The 20,887-nt window shown below is 30.8% G+C and carries 14 protein-coding genes; all 14 read left to right on the top strand.

Annotated elements, in window-relative coordinates; translation table 11 throughout:
* Positions 1-20 precede the first annotated feature (20 nt).
* The 14 genes from AB4Y15_RS10200 to AB4Y15_RS10265 all read left to right on the top strand — a co-directional run bounded on the left by AB4Y15_RS10200 (position 21) and on the right by AB4Y15_RS10265 (position 20,886).
* Positions 21-1,751, top strand: a complete 1,731-nt coding sequence (locus AB4Y15_RS10200; protein ID WP_427340254.1) for an ABC transporter ATP-binding protein — start codon at positions 21-23, stop codon at positions 1,749-1,751.
* 385 nt (positions 1,752-2,136) lie between these two features.
* Positions 2,137-4,377 (top strand): DNA helicase PcrA, encoded by a 2,241-nt coding sequence (gene pcrA / locus AB4Y15_RS10205; protein WP_427340255.1) that lies wholly within the window; start codon positions 2,137-2,139, stop codon positions 4,375-4,377.
* 45 nt (positions 4,378-4,422) lie between these two features.
* On the top strand, positions 4,423-6,414 hold the full coding sequence (gene ligA, locus AB4Y15_RS10210; protein WP_427340256.1) for an NAD-dependent DNA ligase LigA: 1,992 nt from the start codon (positions 4,423-4,425) through the stop codon (positions 6,412-6,414).
* A 280-nt stretch (positions 6,415-6,694) separates the two neighbouring features.
* The gene (gatC, locus tag AB4Y15_RS10215; protein WP_427340257.1) at positions 6,695-6,979 is read left to right on the top strand and encodes an Asp-tRNA(Asn)/Glu-tRNA(Gln) amidotransferase subunit GatC; all 285 of its coding nucleotides are present in this window, start codon (positions 6,695-6,697) and stop codon (positions 6,977-6,979) included.
* Entirely contained in the window at positions 6,969-8,465 is a 1,497-nt protein-coding gene (gene gatA / locus AB4Y15_RS10220) for an Asp-tRNA(Asn)/Glu-tRNA(Gln) amidotransferase subunit GatA (RefSeq protein ID WP_427340258.1), read from the top strand. Before gatC ends, gatA begins: the two co-directional genes overlap by 11 nt.
* Positions 8,455-9,882, top strand: coding sequence for an Asp-tRNA(Asn)/Glu-tRNA(Gln) amidotransferase subunit GatB (gene gatB, locus AB4Y15_RS10225; protein WP_427340259.1), 1,428 nt, complete (start codon positions 8,455-8,457; stop codon positions 9,880-9,882). Before gatA ends, gatB begins: the two co-directional genes overlap by 11 nt.
* Before the next feature lie 398 nt (positions 9,883-10,280).
* Entirely contained in the window at positions 10,281-11,198 is a 918-nt protein-coding gene (locus AB4Y15_RS10230; RefSeq protein WP_427340260.1) for an ABC transporter permease, read from the top strand.
* 18 nt (positions 11,199-11,216) lie between these two features.
* On the top strand, positions 11,217-12,140 hold the full coding sequence (locus AB4Y15_RS10235; RefSeq protein ID WP_427340261.1) for an ABC transporter permease: 924 nt from the start codon (positions 11,217-11,219) through the stop codon (positions 12,138-12,140).
* Positions 12,141-12,154: 14 nt separating this feature from the next.
* A complete protein-coding gene (locus tag AB4Y15_RS10240; protein WP_427340262.1) occupies positions 12,155-13,177 on the top strand; it encodes an ABC transporter ATP-binding protein in 1,023 nt (340 codons plus the stop codon).
* A gap of 2 nt (positions 13,178-13,179) precedes the next feature.
* Positions 13,180-14,142: an ABC transporter ATP-binding protein gene (locus AB4Y15_RS10245; RefSeq protein ID WP_427340263.1), complete on the top strand. Its 963-nt coding sequence runs from the start codon at positions 13,180-13,182 to the stop codon at positions 14,140-14,142.
* A gap of 530 nt (positions 14,143-14,672) precedes the next feature.
* On the top strand, positions 14,673-16,391 hold the full coding sequence (locus AB4Y15_RS10250; protein ID WP_427340264.1) for a peptide ABC transporter substrate-binding protein: 1,719 nt from the start codon (positions 14,673-14,675) through the stop codon (positions 16,389-16,391).
* A 397-nt stretch (positions 16,392-16,788) separates the two neighbouring features.
* A complete protein-coding gene (locus tag AB4Y15_RS10255) occupies positions 16,789-17,406 on the top strand; it encodes a hypothetical protein (RefSeq protein WP_427340265.1) in 618 nt (205 codons plus the stop codon).
* The gene (locus AB4Y15_RS10260) at positions 17,384-18,367 is read left to right on the top strand and encodes an AIR synthase family protein (RefSeq protein WP_427340276.1); all 984 of its coding nucleotides are present in this window, start codon (positions 17,384-17,386) and stop codon (positions 18,365-18,367) included. Before AB4Y15_RS10255 ends, AB4Y15_RS10260 begins: the two co-directional genes overlap by 23 nt.
* A 470-nt stretch (positions 18,368-18,837) precedes the next feature.
* Positions 18,838-20,886, top strand: coding sequence for an N-acetylmuramoyl-L-alanine amidase family protein (locus AB4Y15_RS10265; protein WP_427340266.1), 2,049 nt, complete (start codon positions 18,838-18,840; stop codon positions 20,884-20,886).
* Position 20,887: the final 1 nt, after the last annotated feature.

Consider the following 20,887-nt stretch of genomic DNA (forward strand, 5'->3'; position numbering starts at 1 on the left):
GAAAAGGGTGGAAGGACTATATGAAAAAATATATATATAAACATAAAGGGCTACTGATTATTAATATAATATTAATGTTTATGCTGACATTAACTGATATTTTATTAGCATTAGGATTAAAGGAAATTGTAGACAGTGGGGTTAATAAAAATATAGATAGATTTAAAGAAATCTTATTTTATGCAATCATATTTGTTATCTTAAGTTTTCTGTTAGATTATATAGTAGATGTCATGAAGGCTAAATATATAAATAAAACTTTTTTAGATTTGAAAGAGGTTTTGTTTAGCAAACTCATACAGAAAGATATAATGTCTTTTAGGAAACAGAATATTTCACATTATATATCGATGTTTACAAACGATATAACAATGTTAGAACAAGATTACTTTAATACTATTTTAGATTTTATATATCAGAGCTTTAGACTTATTACAGCAACCGTAACTATAGTAGTCATAAATCCTTATTTGTTAGTAACTGTAATAATTGTAGGTGGGTTACCTATTCTAATACCTAATCTATTTGGTAAAAAAGTTTCACAGTATAAAAAAGAATTTTCTGATTCTTTAAGTAATTTTACTACATCAATGAAGGAGTTTTTAAGTGGTTACGAAGTTATAAAGAGTTTTAATATAGAGAATAAAATAAAAGAAGAATATGCTAATTTCAATAGTGAAGTTGAAAAAACTAAATATAGATTTAAAGTTATTAGTTCGTTTGTAACAGCTTTATCATCAGTATCGGGCTTTTTAATGTTTTTAGCGGTAATTGTAGTTGGAACATATATGGTTATAAAAGGGCTTATGACGGTGGGCTATTTGATAGCTTCTGTTCAATTGATGAACTATATAGTTAGTCCATTAGGAAATCTAGCCGGAGATATTAATAAAATAAAATCAGTAAAGAAAATAAATGAAAAGTTCATGGAATTGTTATTTTCTACTGTTAGTAATAAAGAAGGAATTGAAAAGGCTACATTTAATGATAAAATCGAATTTAAAAATGTTAGTTTTTCTTACAAAGAAGGTAGGGACGTTTTAAAAGATGTTAATTTTTCCATAAATAAAGGCGAAAAATGTGCTATTGTAGGCTCTAGTGGAAGTGGTAAAACTACTATATTGAAATTATTGTTAGGATATTTTGACGACTTTGATGGCGAGATTACAATAGATGGGATAGATATAAGGAAAATAAAAGCAGATTCTTTATATCAGTTAATTTCAGTAATACAGCAAGAAGTATTTATGTTTGATTCTAGCATAAAAGAGAATATAGTTTTATTTAATGATTACTCTGATAATTATTTAAATGAAATTATTGAAAAGTCAGGATTAAAACCATTAATTAATTCATTGGATAATGGATTGAATACATATGTAGGAGAAAGTGGTTGCAATTTATCTGGTGGAGAAAGACAGAGAATAGCAATAGCTAGAGCTTTAGTTAAAAACACACCTATTTTAATATTAGATGAAGCTACTTCATCATTAGATAATGAAACTGCATTTAAAATAGAAAATTCATTAATAGATATTAAAGAATTAACTATTCTAGTAGTAACTCACAAACTTATAGGAAATATACTTGAAAAATATGATAAAATAATCGTAATAAAAGAGGGAAGAATTAAGGAAATAGGAACATTCCAAGAGTTAATAGATAAAAAAGGATATTTTTATAGTTTATATACTATTGAAGGCGGTTTGATAGATAGCGATGAATCAAAATATTTATCAGTTGCAGAATGATTACACATCTAAATCGTGCAAATAGATTTCAACCCCTGCTTATAATAGCAGGGGTTCAGACTGCTTATAAACTTATATTTTTAAATATTTATGAAAATGAAAGCGAATGCTTGAAAGAATTTAGTTTTTTCTAAATTCGTCCGCATGAGCGTTATTTTCATAAAATATTTTTCTTTGTCAACAAGCTTAACCCCTGTTTATAATAGCAGGGGTTAAAACATATTTTTAGAACGAAATATTCGATTTAAGTAAATATTGTAAGGAAGATTTTATTGAAATCCATAAACGGAAATTATATTATTAAATTACCTAATTGAATTGTGTATAATTTTAAATATAATTTCTGTAATGGATATGTGGACAAAATCTTCCTTAATTTCTTTAATTGAAGATTTTGTTCTATAGAGAAAGAATGAAAGTGAGAGGAGAAAAATATATGGTTTCTTTAGATACTTTAAATGATAGACAGAAAGAAGCGGTGTTAACAACAGAGGGTCCATTATTGGTACTAGCTGGTGCAGGTTCGGGGAAAACGAGAGTTTTAACTCATAGAATAGCATATCTAATAGAAGAAAAAGGGATAAAACCAGAGAATATTTTAGCAATAACTTTTACTAACAAGGCTGCTAATGAGATGAAGGAAAGAATAGAAAAACTTATTCGTGGCAAAGCTCAAAATATGTGGATTGGAACATTTCATTCGATATGTGTAAGAATTTTAAGAAGAAATATCGATAGGATAGGATATAGTAGAAATTTTGTAATATTCGATACAGCCGATCAAAAGACACTTATAAAAGATTGTATAAAAGAATTAAATCTAAATGAAGAGTTTTATGAGCCAAAAGCTATTTTAAACTTTATAAGCTCTCAAAAAGATAAGCTTATAGATGCTGATACATATATGAGGGATAATTATGAGGACTTTAGAGAAAAAAATAAGGCTTTAATTTACAGCTTGTATCAAAAGAAATTGAAAGAGAATAATGCATTAGATTTTGATGACTTAATATTTAAGACCATAGATTTGTTTATAAAAAATCCAGATGTTTTAAATGATTATCAGGAAAGATTTAAATATATTTTAGTGGACGAGTATCAAGATACAAATAGAGCACAGTATGAATTAATTAGATTATTGTCCAGAAAATATATGAATATTTGTGTAGTGGGCGATGATGACCAGTCGATTTATGGATGGAGAGGGGCAGATATTAGGAACATACTCGAATTTGAAAAGGATTTTCCAGATACAAAAGTTATAAAACTTGAGCAGAATTATCGTTCTACTAAAACTATACTAGAAGCAGCTAATCATGTAATAAAGAACAATTATGGGAGAAAATCAAAAAAATTATGGACTGAAAATGATGGAGGGACTTTAATAAAACTTTATAGTGGTTACAATGAGCATGATGAAGCTAATTTTATAGCAAATAAAATAAATGAAAATATGAAGAATGAAGGTTTAAGATTTTCGGATTTTGCTGTTCTTTATAGAACAAATGCCCAATCACGTGTTATAGAAGAAGCATTAATAAAATCGAATATCCCTTATAAAATAGTTGGGGGGCTTAAATTCTATGATAGAAAAGAAATAAAAGATATTATAGCATATTTAAGACTTATACAAAATCCGGTTGACAATGTCAGTTTAAAGAGGATAATCAATGTACCTAAAAGGGGAATTGGCAGTAAGACTATTGAAAAGATAGAAGCATATTGTCAAAAGACGGGAGAAAGTTTATATAGTGCTATATTAGATGCAGAGGATATTCCAGGGTTATCGCAGAGGGCTATTGCTAATATAAATAAGTTTACTACTCTAATAAATAAATTTATAGCTATGAAGGAAATTTTAGGAGTAAGAGAGCTTATAGAAAATGTTATAGATTCAATAGGGTATATAGAGGAACTGAAAAAGGAAAGTACGATTGAAGCTGAAAGCAGGATAGAGAACATAAAAGAATTTATTTCTGTAGCAATAGATTTTGAACAAAAAAGTGAAGAAAATACTTTAGAGGAATTTTTAGCAAATATTTCTCTGCTTTCAGATATTGACAATGTAGAAGATGAGGGAAATGCTGTTTTACTTATGACACTACATAGTGCTAAAGGTTTGGAGTTTCCAGTAGTATTTTTAGCTGGAATGGAGGAAGGAATTTTTCCACTTTCAAGAGCACTTGAAAGCGATGAAGAATTAGAAGAAGAAAGAAGATTATGCTACGTTGGTATTACCAGGGCAATGAAAACTTTATATATAACTTATGCTGATGTAAGGACTTTATATGGACATACTATGTATAATACTGCATCAAGATTTATAAAAGAAATACCAGAATATCTAGTGGAGAATTTAAATGAAAAGACAGTAAAAGTATCAGATAAGATAAAAAAAGATACTAATAGATTCTTTACAGGGGTAGTAGAAAAAAATATTAGCAAATCAAGCGTTTCTTCAAATGATATAAAACCTGGGAAGAAAGTTAAGCATAAAATATGGGGCATAGGAACAGTTGTACAAGTTAAAGATAAGGACGGGGATAAAGAGATATCGGTTGCATTTGCAAGTAAAGGTGTTAAGAAACTTATGCTTAGCTTTGCACCGATAGAAGTGGTAGAGTAGTCTTCTGTTTTCTGACAACTGTAAAAACTGAAAGAAGGTGAGATGATGGATAAAAAAGAGCGTATTAGAGAACTTGTAGATATAATAAATGATTTAAATTATCATTACTATGTTTTAGACAATCCTAAGGTTAGTGATAAGGAATATGATAAACTCTATGATGAATTAGTAAAATTGGAAGAGGAAACAGGAATAATTTTAAGTGATTCTCCAACACAGAGAGTTGGAGCAAAGCCGCTTGAAAAATTCGAGAAGCATAAACATTTAGGTAAATTATGGAGTTTAGATAAATGTAAAACCATTGAAGAATTAAGAAATTGGGATGCAAGAGTAAGAAAATTAATAGGAGAGTACAATAGAGAAAATGAAGAAAGATTACCTCTCCCTACCTATGTAGTCGAGTATAAATTTGATGGACTTACAATTAATCTTACTTATAAAGATGGGAAATTAGTTCAAGGTGCAACTAGAGGTAATGGAGAAATAGGGGAGGCAATACTGCCGCAGATAAAAACTATAAAATCGGTACCTCTAAGTATAAAGTTTAAAGGTACTGTTGAAATACAAGGTGAGGGATTAATGCCTTTATCAGTTTTAGAAGAGTATAATAAGACAGCAGATGAACCGCTTAAAAATGCAAGGAATGCGGCTGCTGGGGCTTTGAGAAATTTAGACCCTAAAGTTACTGCAAAAAGAAAATTAATAGCCTACTTTTATAATGTAGGTTATATAGAGGGTAAAAGTTTTAATACACATCTTGAAATGATAGATTTCTTAAAAGAAAACAGGCTGCCAGTTAGTGAATATATAAAAACTTTTAATAGTATTGAAGAGGTAGTAGAAGAAATAGAAAGAATAAAGGAAACTAGAAATTCTCTTGATGTTTTAACAGACGGGCTTGTGATAAAAATAAATGATATGAGAACAAGAGAGGTTTTAGGTTATACACAGAAATTTCCACGTTGGGCCATAGCATATAAATTTGAAGCAGAAGAAATGACGACGAAACTGATAGGTGTAGAATGGAATGTAGGAAGGACAGGAAAAGTTACTCCTACAGCGATACTTGAGCCTGTTGAAATAGGTGGAGTAACAGTTAAAAGAGCTACATTAAATAATTGGGACGATATTCAGAGAAAGAAAGTTAAAATTGGCTGTAGAGTATGGATAAGAAGGTCTAATGACGTAATACCAGAAATAATGGGAACAGTTGAAGATAGTTGTGAAAATCCTAAAGAAATAGAAAAGCCAAAAGAATGTCCTGCTTGTGGTAGTGAGCTTATTCAAGAAGGAGTGCATATTTTCTGCCCGAATTCTCTATCATGTAAACCGCAGTTAGTTTCCAGATTAGTTCATTATGCGAGTAGAGATGCAATGAACATAGAAGGGTTCAGTGAAAAGACAGCAGAACAGTTATATGAAGAATTAGGGCTTGAAGATATACCTAAACTTTATGAGTTAAAATTTGAAGAGCTAATCAAATTAAAGAGATTTGGAAAGAAAAAAGCAGAAAATCTGTTAAAGGCTATCGAAAGAAGTAAAGATTGCAGATTAGACTCATTTATCTTTGCATTAGGTATACCTAATGTAGGAAAGAAAACTTCAACTGATTTGGCTAATACATTTAAATCCCTTGAAAGATTGATGAGTGCAACCTATGAAGAGCTTATAGCAATACCTGATATTGGAGATAAAGTGGCAAATAGCATAATAGAGTTTTTTACAGATGAAAAAATAATTTCTAATATAAACAAGCTTTTAGAAAAAGGTGTAAATCCAGTTTATGAAGAAGAGGAAATAGAAAATGATACTATATTTTCAGGTAAAACAGTTGTTGTAACTGGGGCTATTGAAGGAATTAGTAGAAAAGAAGCAAAAGAAATAATAACTAAAATGGGTGGGAAAGTAGCTAGTAGTGTTAGTAAAAAGACTGACTATGTAATTGTAGGAGAAGATCCAGGTTCTAAATATGATAAAGCGAAGGAATTAGGTATAAAAATAATTACTGCGAGAGAGTTTTTAGATATTATCGGCTAACAGCTATTAGATAGGCAGTAAGTTGAACAATAAAATTTATACTGTAGATTAAATATCTATGAAAATAACACTCATGCGGACGAATTTAGAAAAAACTAAAGGCTCAAATTTTTAGAAAATCCTAACGCGTTGGGGGGGTCGTCCTGACTCTGGAAGCTGGCTTAGCGTCCATGCTAAGCCTACGGATTTTCTTCAAAATTTTCACCTAGTTTTTTAACTAAATTCTTTCAAGCATCCGCTTATATTTTCATAGGTAGTTTGTTTTTAAGGAGGATATTTTATGAAAATCTCTCAAAAAGAAATTGAACGCATAGCAAAATTAGCTAAGCTAGAAATTTGCGGAAAAGATATAGAGAAATTTTCCAATCAATTGACAGCGATTTTAGAATTAGTTGAAAAATTAAAGGAAATAGATACAGAAGGCGTTGAGCCGACTTATAATATACATCATTCTAAAAACTTTTTTAGAGAAGATATTGTTAAGCCTTCTTTAGAAAGAAAGAAGGTTCTTTCTAATGCAGAAGAAGTGAGGGATGGATACTTTATTGTTAGAGGTGAGATATAAAGTGGACTTAACAGAACTTACGATACATGAGTTGAGAGATTTAATACGAAACAGAGAAGTGTCATCGGAAGAAATAGTGAAAAGTTTTTTAAGTAGAATAGAAGAAGTAGAAGATAAAATTAACAGTTTTATAACTTTAACTAAAGAAAAAGCTCTTGAAGATGCTAGAAAAATAGATAAAAAAATAAAAGAAGGTATCACTAGTTTAAGTGATTTAGCAGGAATTCCTGTAGGAATTAAAGATAATATAATAACAGAAGGAATTAAGACGACTTGCGGGTCTAGAATTTTAGAAAATTTCATACCACCGTATGATGCAACTGTTGTAAAAAAACTTAAGTTAGATGGTGCAGTTATAATAGGTAAGACCAATATGGATGAATTTGCAATGGGCTCTAGCACAGAAAATTCTGCCTTCAAGGTTACTAAAAATCCATGGGATTTAAGCAGAGTACCAGGAGGTTCAAGTGGTGGTTCAGTGGCGGCTGTTTCAGCATCTTTAGTTCCATATGCTCTAGGTTCGTCTACAGGAGGTTCGATAAGGCAGCCAGCAGCTTTTTGTGGAGTAGTTGGATTAAAACCTACATATGGACTTGTGTCTAGATATGGTTTAGTAGCATTTGCATCATCATTTGATCAAATAGGGCCTTTGACTAAGGATGTAGAAGATTGTGCGATTGTATTAAACAGTATAGCAGGAGTTGATAAAAAAGATTCTACATCTGTTGATAATGGCAATATTGATTATACAAAAGCATTAATGAAAGATATTAAAGGTGTAAAGATAGCTCTACCTAAAGAATATTTTGATGATAAAGTAGATAATAGAATAAAAGAAAAAGTATTAGATGCAGTTAAAATTCTTGAAAAACTCGGTGCCAAAATAGATTATATTTCATTACCTTATACAGAATATGCTTTAGCTACCTATTATACTTTAGCACCTTCTGAAGCTAGTTCAAACCTTGCTAGGTTTGATGGGGTTAGATATGGAAATAGAACTAAAAACTATAATTCAGTTGAAGAATTGATTGTAAAGACAAGGACAGAAGGCTTTGGTGATGAAGTAAAGAGAAGGATAATGATTGGAACTTATTTCTTAAGTTCAAGTCATTACAATGAATACTATAAAAAAGCTCAGAAAGTAAGAACATTAATTATAAGAGATTTTGAAAGAGTATTTAAAGAGTTTGATGTTATTATATCACCTACGACTCCTACATTACCTTATAGAATTGGAGAAAAGAAAGAGAAATTCGTTTCTATGTATTTTTCAGATATATTAACAGTTTCAGCTAATATTGTAGGGATACCTGCTATTACATTGCCTTGTGGATATATTGATGACTTACCAGTAGGAATGCAAATATTAGGTAAAGCTTTTGGAGAAGTAGATATATTAAGCGTAGCATATACTTACGAAAAAAATAGCAACTTTCAAAGAAGAGCTCCTAAGATAAAGGAAGGGATAAAAAATGGCATATAAAACAGTAATAGGGCTTGAAATACATGCTGAACTTTTGACAAAAACTAAAATATTTTGTAGTTGTTTAGCAGAATTTAGCAAAGAAGCAAATATACATTGCTGTCCAGTTTGTTTAGGTTTTCCGGGAGCTCTGCCTGTAATTAATAAAAAAGTTGTAGAATATTGTATAATGGCTGGATTAGCTCTAAATTGTGAAATATCAAATAAAAGCAGAATGGATAGAAAAAATTATTTTTATCCAGATTTAGTAAAAGGATATCAGATTACTCAATATAGTAATCCTCTTTGCAAAGATGGATATATAAAGATAGATACAAAACACGGCGAAAAGAAAATAAGAATTAAAAGAATACATATAGAAGAAGATACGGGGAAATCTATTTATGATGAAAAAGGTAATATTCTTCTAGATTACAATAGAAGTGGAGTTCCTTTAATAGAAATTGTAACTTATCCTGATATGAACTCCCCTGAAGAGGCGAGAATGTTTTTAGAAAAATTAAAAGTTATACTCCAATATATTGAGATTTCTGATTGTAAGATGGAAGAAGGTTCCTTAAGATGTGATATCAATATAAATGTTATAGATGAAGAAAGAAAAGTAAAGAGTACGGTTACAGAGATTAAAAACTTAAATTCATTTAAGGCTGCTGTTAAAGCTATGGAATTTGAGGAGAAAAGACATATTGAATTATTAAAACAGGGGAAAAATACGCTTAAGGAAACAAGAAGATGGGATGAAAATAAAAATGAAACTGTAGTCATGAGAGTAAAGGAAACGGTTGAAGATTACAGATATTTTCCTGAGCCTGATTTGGTAGATATTGAAGTAGATGAAAATTGGATAAAAAATGTTAAAGAAAATCTGCCTGAACTTCCTCATGATAAAAAAGAAAGATTTATAAGAAAATATAACTTGCCTGAATATGATGCAAATGTCTTAACATCTTCAAAAAATTTAGCTAATTTCTTTGAAGAAACAGTTAAAATTAGTAATAACCCAAAACAGGTTAGCAATTGGCTAATGGGGGATATTTTAGGATGGCTTAATGCTAGGAAGATGGATATTAGTGAGATAAAATTTACTTATAAGGATTTTGCTGATTTACTAGAGTTAATAAATGAGGGTAAAATTAGTAACAACATTGGAAAAAAAGTATTAAAAATCATGTTTGAAGAAGGAAAGAATCCAAAAATAATAGTTAAAGAAAAAGGTTTACTTCAAATGAGTAATACATCTGAACTAGAACGCATAGTTGATAAAATAATCGAAGAAAATAGACAGCCGGTAGAAGACTATAAAAAAGGGAAGGAAAAAGTATTAGGTTTTTTAATAGGTCAAGTTATGAAGGCTACAAAAGGCAAGGCAAATCCTCAATTAGTAAATAAGATAATATTAGAAAAATTAAGGCAGTAAAATTAGGTTGAATCTAAATTACTGCCTTAATTTTATTTTTGAAATTCATGCATAGTATAACGTCCTAATTTTATATTTTAAATTTTACAATTTTCTATTTTAATACCCAACAGCTAATATCTAGTATCAAATATTACATTTTCTTAATATTTTATCAAAACTTATTTAATTGCATAATAAAGAAGTATAAAGTATCATAAAATAAAAAAGTAAAAAATTTCAGACAATTTGAACAAGTCGCTCAAAATGCAAAATTTAAAATTAATGAAATTTTGAACTATTTTATAAATAAACAATAAAAATTTATATAACTTGTTTTAAGGGGGGAGTGAGAAGTTTAGAGTTCTTTTTTTGATTTGAGTATTTCATATTGCAAAAAAAATTATGGAGGTGTATTTATGTTTAAGTATACTCTGAAAAGGTTAGGAACTATGGTTCTAACATTATGGGTTGTAGTTACTATCACATTTTTCTTAATGCACGCTATTCCGGGAGATCCATTCACTGATCAAAAAAGAATTCCAGCAGAGATTTTAGAAAACCTTAAGGCTAAATATGGATTAGACAAGCCGCTAGTTGTACAATATTTTACTTATTTAAAGAACTTATTACGAGGCGATTTAGGTATGTCGCTAAAGTATAAGAACAGAACAGTTGCTGATATGTTGAAATCAGGATTCCCTGTTTCAGCTCAACTTGGTTTGGCAGCAGGTCTGTTCGGTATCACCTTGGGTATATTCTTAGGAATTATTGCTGCACTCAATCATAAGGGATTCTTTGATTATTTCGTTATTCTATTAGCTATATTGGGGGTTTCAGTACCTAACTTCGTTTTTTCAGCATTATTCCAATATTGGTTCGGAGTTAAATTACAATGGTTCCCAGTTGCAAGATGGGGAACACCATATCACATTATATTACCTGCTTGGGCACTAGGAATGAGGATGATTGCATTCCAGGCTAGGATGATGAGAACAAGTATGCTTGACGTATTAAATCAAGATTATATCAAAACTGCTAAAGCAAAAGGATTATCAAGATCTGTTGTTATTTGGAAACACGCTATAAGAAATGCTATATTGCCAATTGTTACAGTTTTAGGACCAACAATAGCTACATTACTTACAGGTACATTTGTTGTAGAAAAAATATTCGGTATACCAGGATTAGGAAAATACTATATCCAAAGTATACAACAAAGAGACTATACGTTGATTTTAGGTACGACAGTATTCTATTCAGCAATATTGATATTCATGATATTTTTAGTTGATATTGCATACGGATTAATAGATCCAAGAATAAGATTAGACTAATAGAGAGGAGTTGACGAGATGGCTCAAGTTCAACTGAACAAAGATATGTTTAAAATAGTTGGAAAAGATATCGAGAAATCACAAGAGTTGGTAAGACCAAGTTTAACTTATTGGCAAGATGCTTGGAGAAGACTTAAAGAAAACAAACTAGCTATTGCTTCAATGATAATACTTATATTATTAATGCTACTTTCTGTGGTAGGACCTTATATGCAGCCTTATACTTATGATGAGCAAGATTTTATGAGTATAAATAAGCCACCTTCAGCTGAACATTGGTTTGGAACTGATGCATTAGGAAGAGATATATTTGTAAGATGTTGGATGGGTGCAAGAGTATCCTTGTTTATTGGCTTTATGACAGCTATATTGAATTTTACAATAGGTGTAATTTACGGAGGAGTTTCAGGTTATTTAGGAGGCAATGTAGATATAGTAATGATGCGTATTATTGATATTATATTCTCAATACCACAAATGTTATGGGTAATTCTTTTAATGGTTGTTATCGGACAAGGACTTCATACTATAATCATAGCATTTGCTATATCAGGTTGGGGTGGAATGGCCAGATTAGTTAGAGGTCAGGTACTTCAATTAAAAGAAATGGAGTTCGTATTAGCGGCAAAAACTCTAGGTGCAGATGGATGGAGAATTATAACTAAGCATTTGATTCCGAATTCAATGGGACCAATTATTATATCAATAACATTTGCAGTTCCAGGTGCAATATTCTCAGAGGCATTCTTAAGTTATATAGGTCTTGGACTTCCATTGCCATTGGCGAGCTGGGGTACTTTAGCGTCAGATGGTAGTAAAGTACTTTTAATACATCCGTATCAATTATTCTTCCCATCACTATTAATCAGTATAACAATGCTTGCTTTCAACTTGTTGGGTGACGGTTTAAGAGATGCACTAGATCCAAGACTTAGAAAGTAAAGGAGGCTAATAAAGTGGAAAATAGAGATAGATTATTGGAAGTAAAAGACTTACATGTTTCGTTTGATACTTATGCTGGAGAAGTTAAAGCCGTAAGAGGAGTAGATTTCTACGTAGATAAAGGGGAAACTCTGGCTATAGTTGGTGAGTCAGGATGTGGTAAATCGGTTACAGCTCAGTCAATTATGAAACTTATACCTATGCCGCCAGGGAAAATTAAAAAAGGCAGCATTATATTCAATGGAAAAGATTTAGTTAAATTTACAGATAAACAAATGGAGTCAGTTCGTGGTCGTGAAATCAGTATGATTTTCCAAGACCCTATGACTTCACTTAACCCTACTATGAAAGTAGGGAAACAAATAATGGAAGGGTTAATTAAACATCAAAATATGACTAAAAAAGAAGCAAAAGAAAGAGCAATTGAAATGCTTAAATTGGTTGGAATACCGAACCCTGCAAAACGTGTTGAGCAGTATCCGCATGAATTTAGTGGTGGTATGAGACAAAGAGCTATGATAGCTATTGCATTAGCATGTAATCCTAAGCTATTAATAGCTGACGAGCCTACAACTGCATTAGATGTTACAATTCAAGCTCAGATATTAGACCTTATGAAAGAATTACAAACTAAACTAGATACATCAATCATAATGATAACACATGACCTCGGTGTTGTTGCTAATATAGCTCATAGAATAGTTGTTATGTATGCTGGTAAGATTATAGAGTCAGGTACAAGTGATGATATATTCTTTAATCCGCAACATCCTTATACTTGGGGATTATTGCAATCAGTACCAAGATTAGACGCTGCCAACAAAGAAAGGTTAGTACCAATAGTAGGACAGCCGCCAGATTTGTTTAAGCCACCTGTAGGATGTCCATTTGCAGCTAGATGTGATTATGCTATGCCAGTATGTAAAGAATACTATCCAGAGAAGACTCAAATAAGTGAAAAACATTATGTACATTGTTGGTTACAGCATGAAATGGCACCAAAGGTAAAAAATCCTATTGTCGAAGGAAGGAGATAGATATGGCAGAAGAAAGGAAAACGCTTATAGAAGTAAGAAATTTAAAAAAATATTTCCAAGTTGGCAAGGGCTTAACATTAAAGGCTGTTGACGATATTAGTTTTGATATAAAAGAAGGAGAAACATTGGGTCTTGTTGGTGAGTCTGGCTGTGGAAAATCAACAACAGGTAGAACAATCATAAGATTATATGATGCAACTGATGGTGAAGTTATATTTGATGGAATGGATGTTCATAAACTAAATAAAGAAGAATTAAAACAGTTTACAAGAAAAGCTCAAATGATATTTCAAGATCCGTATGCATCATTAAATCCAAGGATGACAGTTACAGATATTATAGGTGAAGGAATAGATATTCACGGATTATATACTGGAAAAGAGAGACAAGAAAGAATATATGAATTATTAGAGTTAGTTGGATTAAATAGAGAACATGCTAGTAGATTCCCTCATGAGTTTAGTGGTGGGCAGAGACAGCGTATAGGTATAGCTAGAGCTTTAGCCATAGAACCTAAATTTATAGTTTGTGATGAACCTATTTCGGCTTTAGACGTATCTATTCAGGCTCAAGTTGTCAATCTATTAATGGAATTACAAGAGAAATTCGGTTTAACATATCTTTTTATAGCTCATGACTTAAGTATGGTTAAGCATATTTCTGATAGAATTGCAGTTATGTATTTAGGTTCGATTATGGAGTTAACAACTAGTGAAGAGCTATATGATAAACCATTACATCCATATACTAAGGCCTTATTATCAGCTGTACCTATTCCAGATCCAGAAGTTGAAAGAAGTAGAAAGAGAATTATTCTCGAAGGAGACGTGCCAAGTCCAATTAATCCACCACCAGGATGTAAATTCCAGGCTAGATGTAAGTTGTGTAAGAAAATATGTAAAGAACAGGCTCCAAAACTAAGAGAAGTAAGTCCAGGGCATTTTGTAGCATGTCATGTAATTTGATAAGTTGCCGAAGAGGTTTGCTTCGGCACTTTGTTTCAATTTATAGGTAAAATAAAGTGTAATGTATATCTCTGTACATACATAAGTATAGTAATAGTTAGTGCTTGGGAAAAATATTAACTTGACATTATGTTAAAAATTTTTTATACTTTAATTAAAATTGTTTAAACTATATTAAAAAAACGAAATATAGCAATTGATTGGATTTTGATTTTTCAAAAATTTTAAACTAAACGAAAAAATTTTAAAATACAAAGGATTTTTTAAATTTATATAGAATTTGATATAATTAGATATAAAATGATATAAAATTTTAGAAAAATTCTCACTTAACGAGCTTAAGGGGGGTGAGTATTAACTTTATAAGTTAGACAAAAAATTATTATCCTTAATAACAAAATCTTCAATTTTAAATGAATTGAAGAAGATTTTGCCTATATCCATTACGGAAATTATATTCAAAATTATCCACAATCTAATAAGGAATATAATTTCCCATGGATTATAAAAAATTAAAGGGGGATTAGTTAATGAAAAGAAGTAAATGGCTTATATTAGCATTAGTTTTTACTATGGTATTATCATTAGCATTGGCAGGATGTGGCCAAACTAATGATACTGAACAACCACCAACTGGAAAAGAAGAACAAAAAGAAACTGATGAACAAGCTCCAAATGATACTGGAGAAGAGAAATTAGCTAAAGAACAAGTATTAAAAATAAATCTTGGTACAGAACCACCTGATTTAGATCCACAAACTACAACTGATACAGTTTCGTTTGTACTATTAAATGCTACTTTAGAAGGGCTTGTAAGACTTAATCCAGATGGTAGCGTAGGTAAAGGTTTAGCTGAGAGCTGGACTATAAGTGATGATGGTAAAACTTATACTTTCAAATTAAGAGATGCTAAATGGTCAGATGGAGACCCAATAACTGCTTACGATTTTGAATATGCTTGGAAGAGAGCTATCGATCCAAAAACTGCTTCATCATATGCATACCAATTCTACGGAATTAAGAATGCATATGCATTCAATACAGGAGAGATAACTGATCCTAACGAAGTAGGAGTTAAAGCTCTTGATGAAAAGACTCTACAAGTAGAATTAGAAAGACCAATGCCATATTTCTTAAGTTTAACTTCTTTCATCACTTATTTACCAGCTAAAAAAGCTGCAGTAGAGAAGTGGGGAGATGAGTATGCAGCAGATGCTGACAAGATGGTATTCAGTGGACCATTTGTGATAACTAAATGGGATCATGAACAAAAAATAATTCTTGAAAAGAACCCAAATTACTGGGATGCTGATAGTGTTAAACTTGAAAGAATCGAATGCGATATGATTAACGATACTAATACTCCAATCAACTTATATGAAACTGGAGAATTAGATATAACTGGAGTACCTGCTGAATTCTTAGATAACCATAAAGATTCACCAGAATTTGTTAGAATGGCAGATGCTACTACATTCTACTTAGAGTTCAACTGCAAAGACAAATTCTTCAGCAATAAGAAAATAAGAAAGGCATTCTCATTAGCTATAAACAGAGATGCTTATGTAAATGGGGTTCTTGCTAATGGTTCAATTCCAGCTTACGGTTTCGTACCTGGTGGAATCCCAGGAAAAGCTGGTGGAGAATTTAGAAAGCAAAATGGAGATTTAATCTATGATGTTGGTACTAAAGGACAGGCAGCTATAGATGAAGCTAACAAGTTATTAGAAGAAGGATTAAAAGAAGTTGGAGCTACTAAGGAAGAGCTAGCTAAGCATGTTAGTTATCTAACTGGAGATAGTGATGTAGCTAGAAAACTAGCTCAGGCATTACAACAAATGTGGAAAAACAACTTAGGTATTGAAGTACCTATCGAATCAGTATCATTCAAGATCCGTCTACAAAAAATGGATCAAGCGGATTATACTATAGTTGGTGCTGGTTGGGGTGCTGACTACAATGACCCAATGACTTTCATGGATATGTGGGTAACTGATGGTGGTAACAACGATGCATTCTGGAGCAACGCTAAGTACGATGAGTTAATTGAAAAAGCTAATAATAGTACTGGCGATGAGAGAATGGAATACATGTTAGAAGCTGAAAGGTTATTAATGGAAGAAATGCCTATAGCACCAACTTATTTCGCGGCAAGAAACTTCTTGCAAAAACCATATGTTAAAGGTGTAGCAAGATTCCCAGTTGGTGTTAGTACTGAATACAAGTGGGCATATGTATTAGAACACTAAGATATAAAGAATGGCGGCTTAGCCGTCATTCTTCGTTTTTTTGTTTAATCTATCTTTATTTTTAAAGTAAGGGCAGTTACTTTTCGAATTGCCCGAGTATGTTGTTATATGAGTTAATGTACATATTCCATCAATTTGATATAAACAGTTTTCTAAGCAATTAATAGTTATTCATATCACCTCCTGAATATTTTTAATCTTAATATAGTTTTCCCCTTAATTTTCATGCTTATTTAAATTATTTTTATTATATGTTATATTAGTATTTGCAAGTGCAATAATTATTTGGTTTTTGGAAAAGCAAATATTGAATAATGAACTATGAATATTTCCATTAAATTTTATGAATTTTATTGTGCAAATGTATAGATAATAGTATAAAAAAGGAGATAGATAAATGTTATTTCCGGACTATACAGATACAGAATTAGTCTATCATGTAGTACCTATTACAGATTTAAAAAGAATACTTAGTAAAGGGATTAAATATGATGATAAGACAACTTATATAACTAAATATTTAGAATTTCATAAGTTTATGGACGAACTTAAACCAGATAGACTACCACAATGGGTAGAGAGACAAAAAGCTATTTTTGCAAGCTTGAATTTTGATGAAAATCATTGCTGGCATTCTCATACAGCTCTATTGGGAATAAAAATAAATCAGGATAGATGTTGGATAGCAAATGAAAACTTAGCTAACTCTGTATATGAGTCTTTTATACTCAAAGATGTTCCAGATTTCCATTATGCAAAACTATTTTTAGAAAATAGAGGTAAAAAGTTAATAAAAGATTATTGGGACACATCTTTAAGTTTTGTAGAAAATCTGAAAATGAGAAAAGATAAGACTACTGGCTATGATGCCGAGGTATTGATATTTCATAATATTGAGCCTGAGGATATAGAAATTATTTCTATTATATCAGACCATAAGATTATGAGTGTAGAAGAATGGAATGAATATTTTAAAAGGAGCGGACAAAGTGATGGAAATTGGAAAGTTACCTAATGATTTATTAAAGAGTATTGTGTTTTCAAATATAAAATATAAAAGAGATGAGGTTGTTACAAGGGCAGGTATTGGGGAAGATTGTGCAGTACTTAATTTAGGAGATGATTTATGTGTAGTATCAACAGATCCAATAACAGGAGCGAGCAAAAATCTGGGTAAGTTAGCAGTACATATTTCATGTAATGATGTAGCATCAAATGGAGCAGAGCCAGTAGGTTTACTAATGACTATATTAGCTCCTGAAGGTACAGAAAAAGAGGATATAGAATTAATTATGAGAGAAGCGGGTTCAGTTGCAGAAAAATTAAATGTAGAAATAATTGGTGGGCATACAGAGATTTCGAGTGCAGTAAATAAAATAGTTGTATCTACAACAGTAATAGGTAGACAAGCTAGAGAGTGTTTTGTAAGTAAAGATTCTATCAAAATAGGTGATAAGATTTTATTAACAAAGTATGCAGGATTAGAAGGTACGGCAATAATAGCATATGAATTAGAGAATAAATTAAAAGATAAGTTAAGCCATGAAATGATAGAAAAAGCTAAAGAATATATGGAAATGATAAGTGTTGTAAAGGAAGGGCTTCTGGCAAGTAAAAAAGGAGCTTTATATATGCATGATGTAACTGAAGGTGGTGTGCTTGGAGCGATATGGGAAATGGCAAATGCGATATCAAAAGGAGTAAAAGTGTTTAAGGAAAAGATACCTTTGACTAATGAAACTAAGTCTATATGTAAGTTACTTAACATTGACCCACTTAAGCTTATATCTAGCGGGAGTATGCTTATAATATCACCTAAAGAAAAGACAGATGCAATAATGTCAGAGCTTACCAATAACAACATTAATGTAAGTTTAATTGGAGAAATTATAGAAAAGGGTATATTAATAGAAGATGAAGGCAGCGTTAAAGAAATACTTCCACCTGGAAGTGATGAGTTATATAAAGTTGTATAGATAAGGTATGGTTATAAACTATATCTTCAGACTGTGGACAAAATAGAAATATAATGATTGAAAAATAAAAGCGAATAATTGCAAAGCTTTAGCAAAGAAAACTTGATGAATAATTTTAGAAAAATCCGTAGGCTTAGCAGGACGCTAAGCCAGCATCCTACAAGACAGGAGGTCTTGATTAGGTGCGTTAGGATTTTTCAAAATTATGAATATTAGTTTTCTCTAAAGATTTGTCTATGAGCGTTATTTTTCAATTCATTGATAAATATGACTTTGTCAACAAGTTTAAGGTATGGTTATTTTTACAAACCATACCTTATTTTTCTTAATATTAAAATATTATTACAATATAGCAAGTTCTGTTGACATAAGGTATTTGTAATGGTATAAATAAAATTAAACGAGAAAGAAGTCGGATTTTGTCGGATAATTTTTTGTAGAATGTATTTAATGAACAAGGGGGACAAATGATGAATAGGCTAATTACAGCAATACTTATTATGCTCATGTTTTTTCTGTTAATTCCAGCATCCTATGCTAAGCAAGGACCGGAGTTAGTAGACGTAACAGTTGACGGAAAGGTTATTAAAGTGAAAAAGATAAATATCCTTATTAATGGTGAACCAATCCAATCTGATGTCCCGCCTATTTTATATAATTCAAGAACTTTGGTTCCAGTCAGATTTGTTGCAAACTACTTAAATGCCGATATCAGTTGGAATCAGGAAAAATATGAAGCTACTATAAAAACTCAAGAAAAAGAGATAATATTAAAAATAAACAGTTCGGATGTGATTATTAATGGAGAGGTTACAAAACTTCCTTATAATGTACCAGCAAAACTTATTAATGACAGAACAATGGTACCATTAAGATTTGTATCAGAAACTCTTGGATTTGATGTTGGATGGATACCGGAAACTTGGACTGGAACAATAGATTATAAAAAACAAGATGTAACAAATATAAGTATAACAGAAAATGAAGGCAGATTGCCTAAGATTAAAATAGAAACTACTGGATTAGTTTCATATAAAGATATGTTTTTAGAAGATCCATATAGATTAGTAATTGATATACCTAGAAGTACTTTAAATATAGAAAATAAAGAACTGCTTGACTCAAGAGGAATTTTAGAGATAGATATAAATAAATATCCTATAAAAAAGATTAGAGCTTCTCAATTTTCAATAGATCCTGATATAACAAGAATAGTTATAGAATTGGATAAATTTATTAATTACAATGTTAACAGGTCTAAGGATAACAAACAAATTGAAATTGATTTTGTAAATAAGGTAAATGATATAAAGTTAGAAACAATAGGAAGTAGAAAAGGAATTGTAATATATAATACAAGTATACCAGATTACAATATACTTAGGCTTTATGAGCCTGATAGAATAGTTATAGATCTTTTAGATTCGCTGTTAGAAATGAATAATTATAAATTTGAAATAGAAACTGAATTTATTAAAGGTATTAGAACGTCACAATTCAAACCTGATTCACTATATAATGAACACGACAAAATAGTTAGAGTAGTTTTAGACTTAAAAGAAAAGGACATAAAGCCCCATTTAACTACTGAAGTAGAGAATGATAAAATAATTTTGTTTCTTGATGATGATGGGTTGAAAAATGTAAGCTTTGAGAAATTAGATGATGAAAGCAGATTACTGCAAATCAAAGCTAACAAAAGGATGAAATACTATGTAAAATATGATGAAGATAGCAGAATGATGGAAATAAAATTTTCCAGAAAGTATGCTGATTTAGAAAACGGTATAATTGAGCTTAATGATGAGTTGACAGACTATATTAAGGTTGAAAATATAGGTGACTATAACAAAGTATTTGTGAAATTTAAAAAAGATATTCTTTACGATATATTATCATCAGCTAAAGATGATGAAATTAAGATAAAGTTTAATGATAAAATTAAGAGATATAATGATAAATTAATAGTGATTGATGCAGGGCATGGAGGTAAAGACCCTGGAACTATTGGTCCTATAACTAAGATGAAAGAAAAAGATATAGCATTAGATTATGCTTTAAGTCTAGAGAAAAAGCTGAAGAAATTGGGTTTTAAAACCTTGCTGATAAGAGATAAAGACGAATATATCGATTTGTATGATAGAGCAGAAAAAGCTAACCAAAGTAATGGGGATGCATTTATAAGTATACACTTTAATGCACATGATGATAAAGATATATCTGGTATACAAACTTTGTACTGTCCTGCATATTTAAGTGATGTAAAAAACGAAGATAATTACCCTTTTGCAGAAACGATACATGAAGAAGTGTTAAAGGCTACTGGTGCAGTAGATAGAGGAATCAAGAGAAGACCTAAACTTGTAGTTGTAAGAGAAACAAAGATGGTAGCAGCATTATTAGAGTTAGGATTTGTAACTAATCCTAATGAGGAGAAAAAAATAATTACAGAGGAATATAAGAATAAAGCTATTCAGGGTATAGTTAATGGAATTATCAGATATTTTGAAACGAAATAAT

The organism is Caloranaerobacter longqiensis (genome assembly GCF_050286925.1).
Lineage (GTDB): Bacteria > Bacillota > Clostridia > Tissierellales > Thermohalobacteraceae > Caloranaerobacter.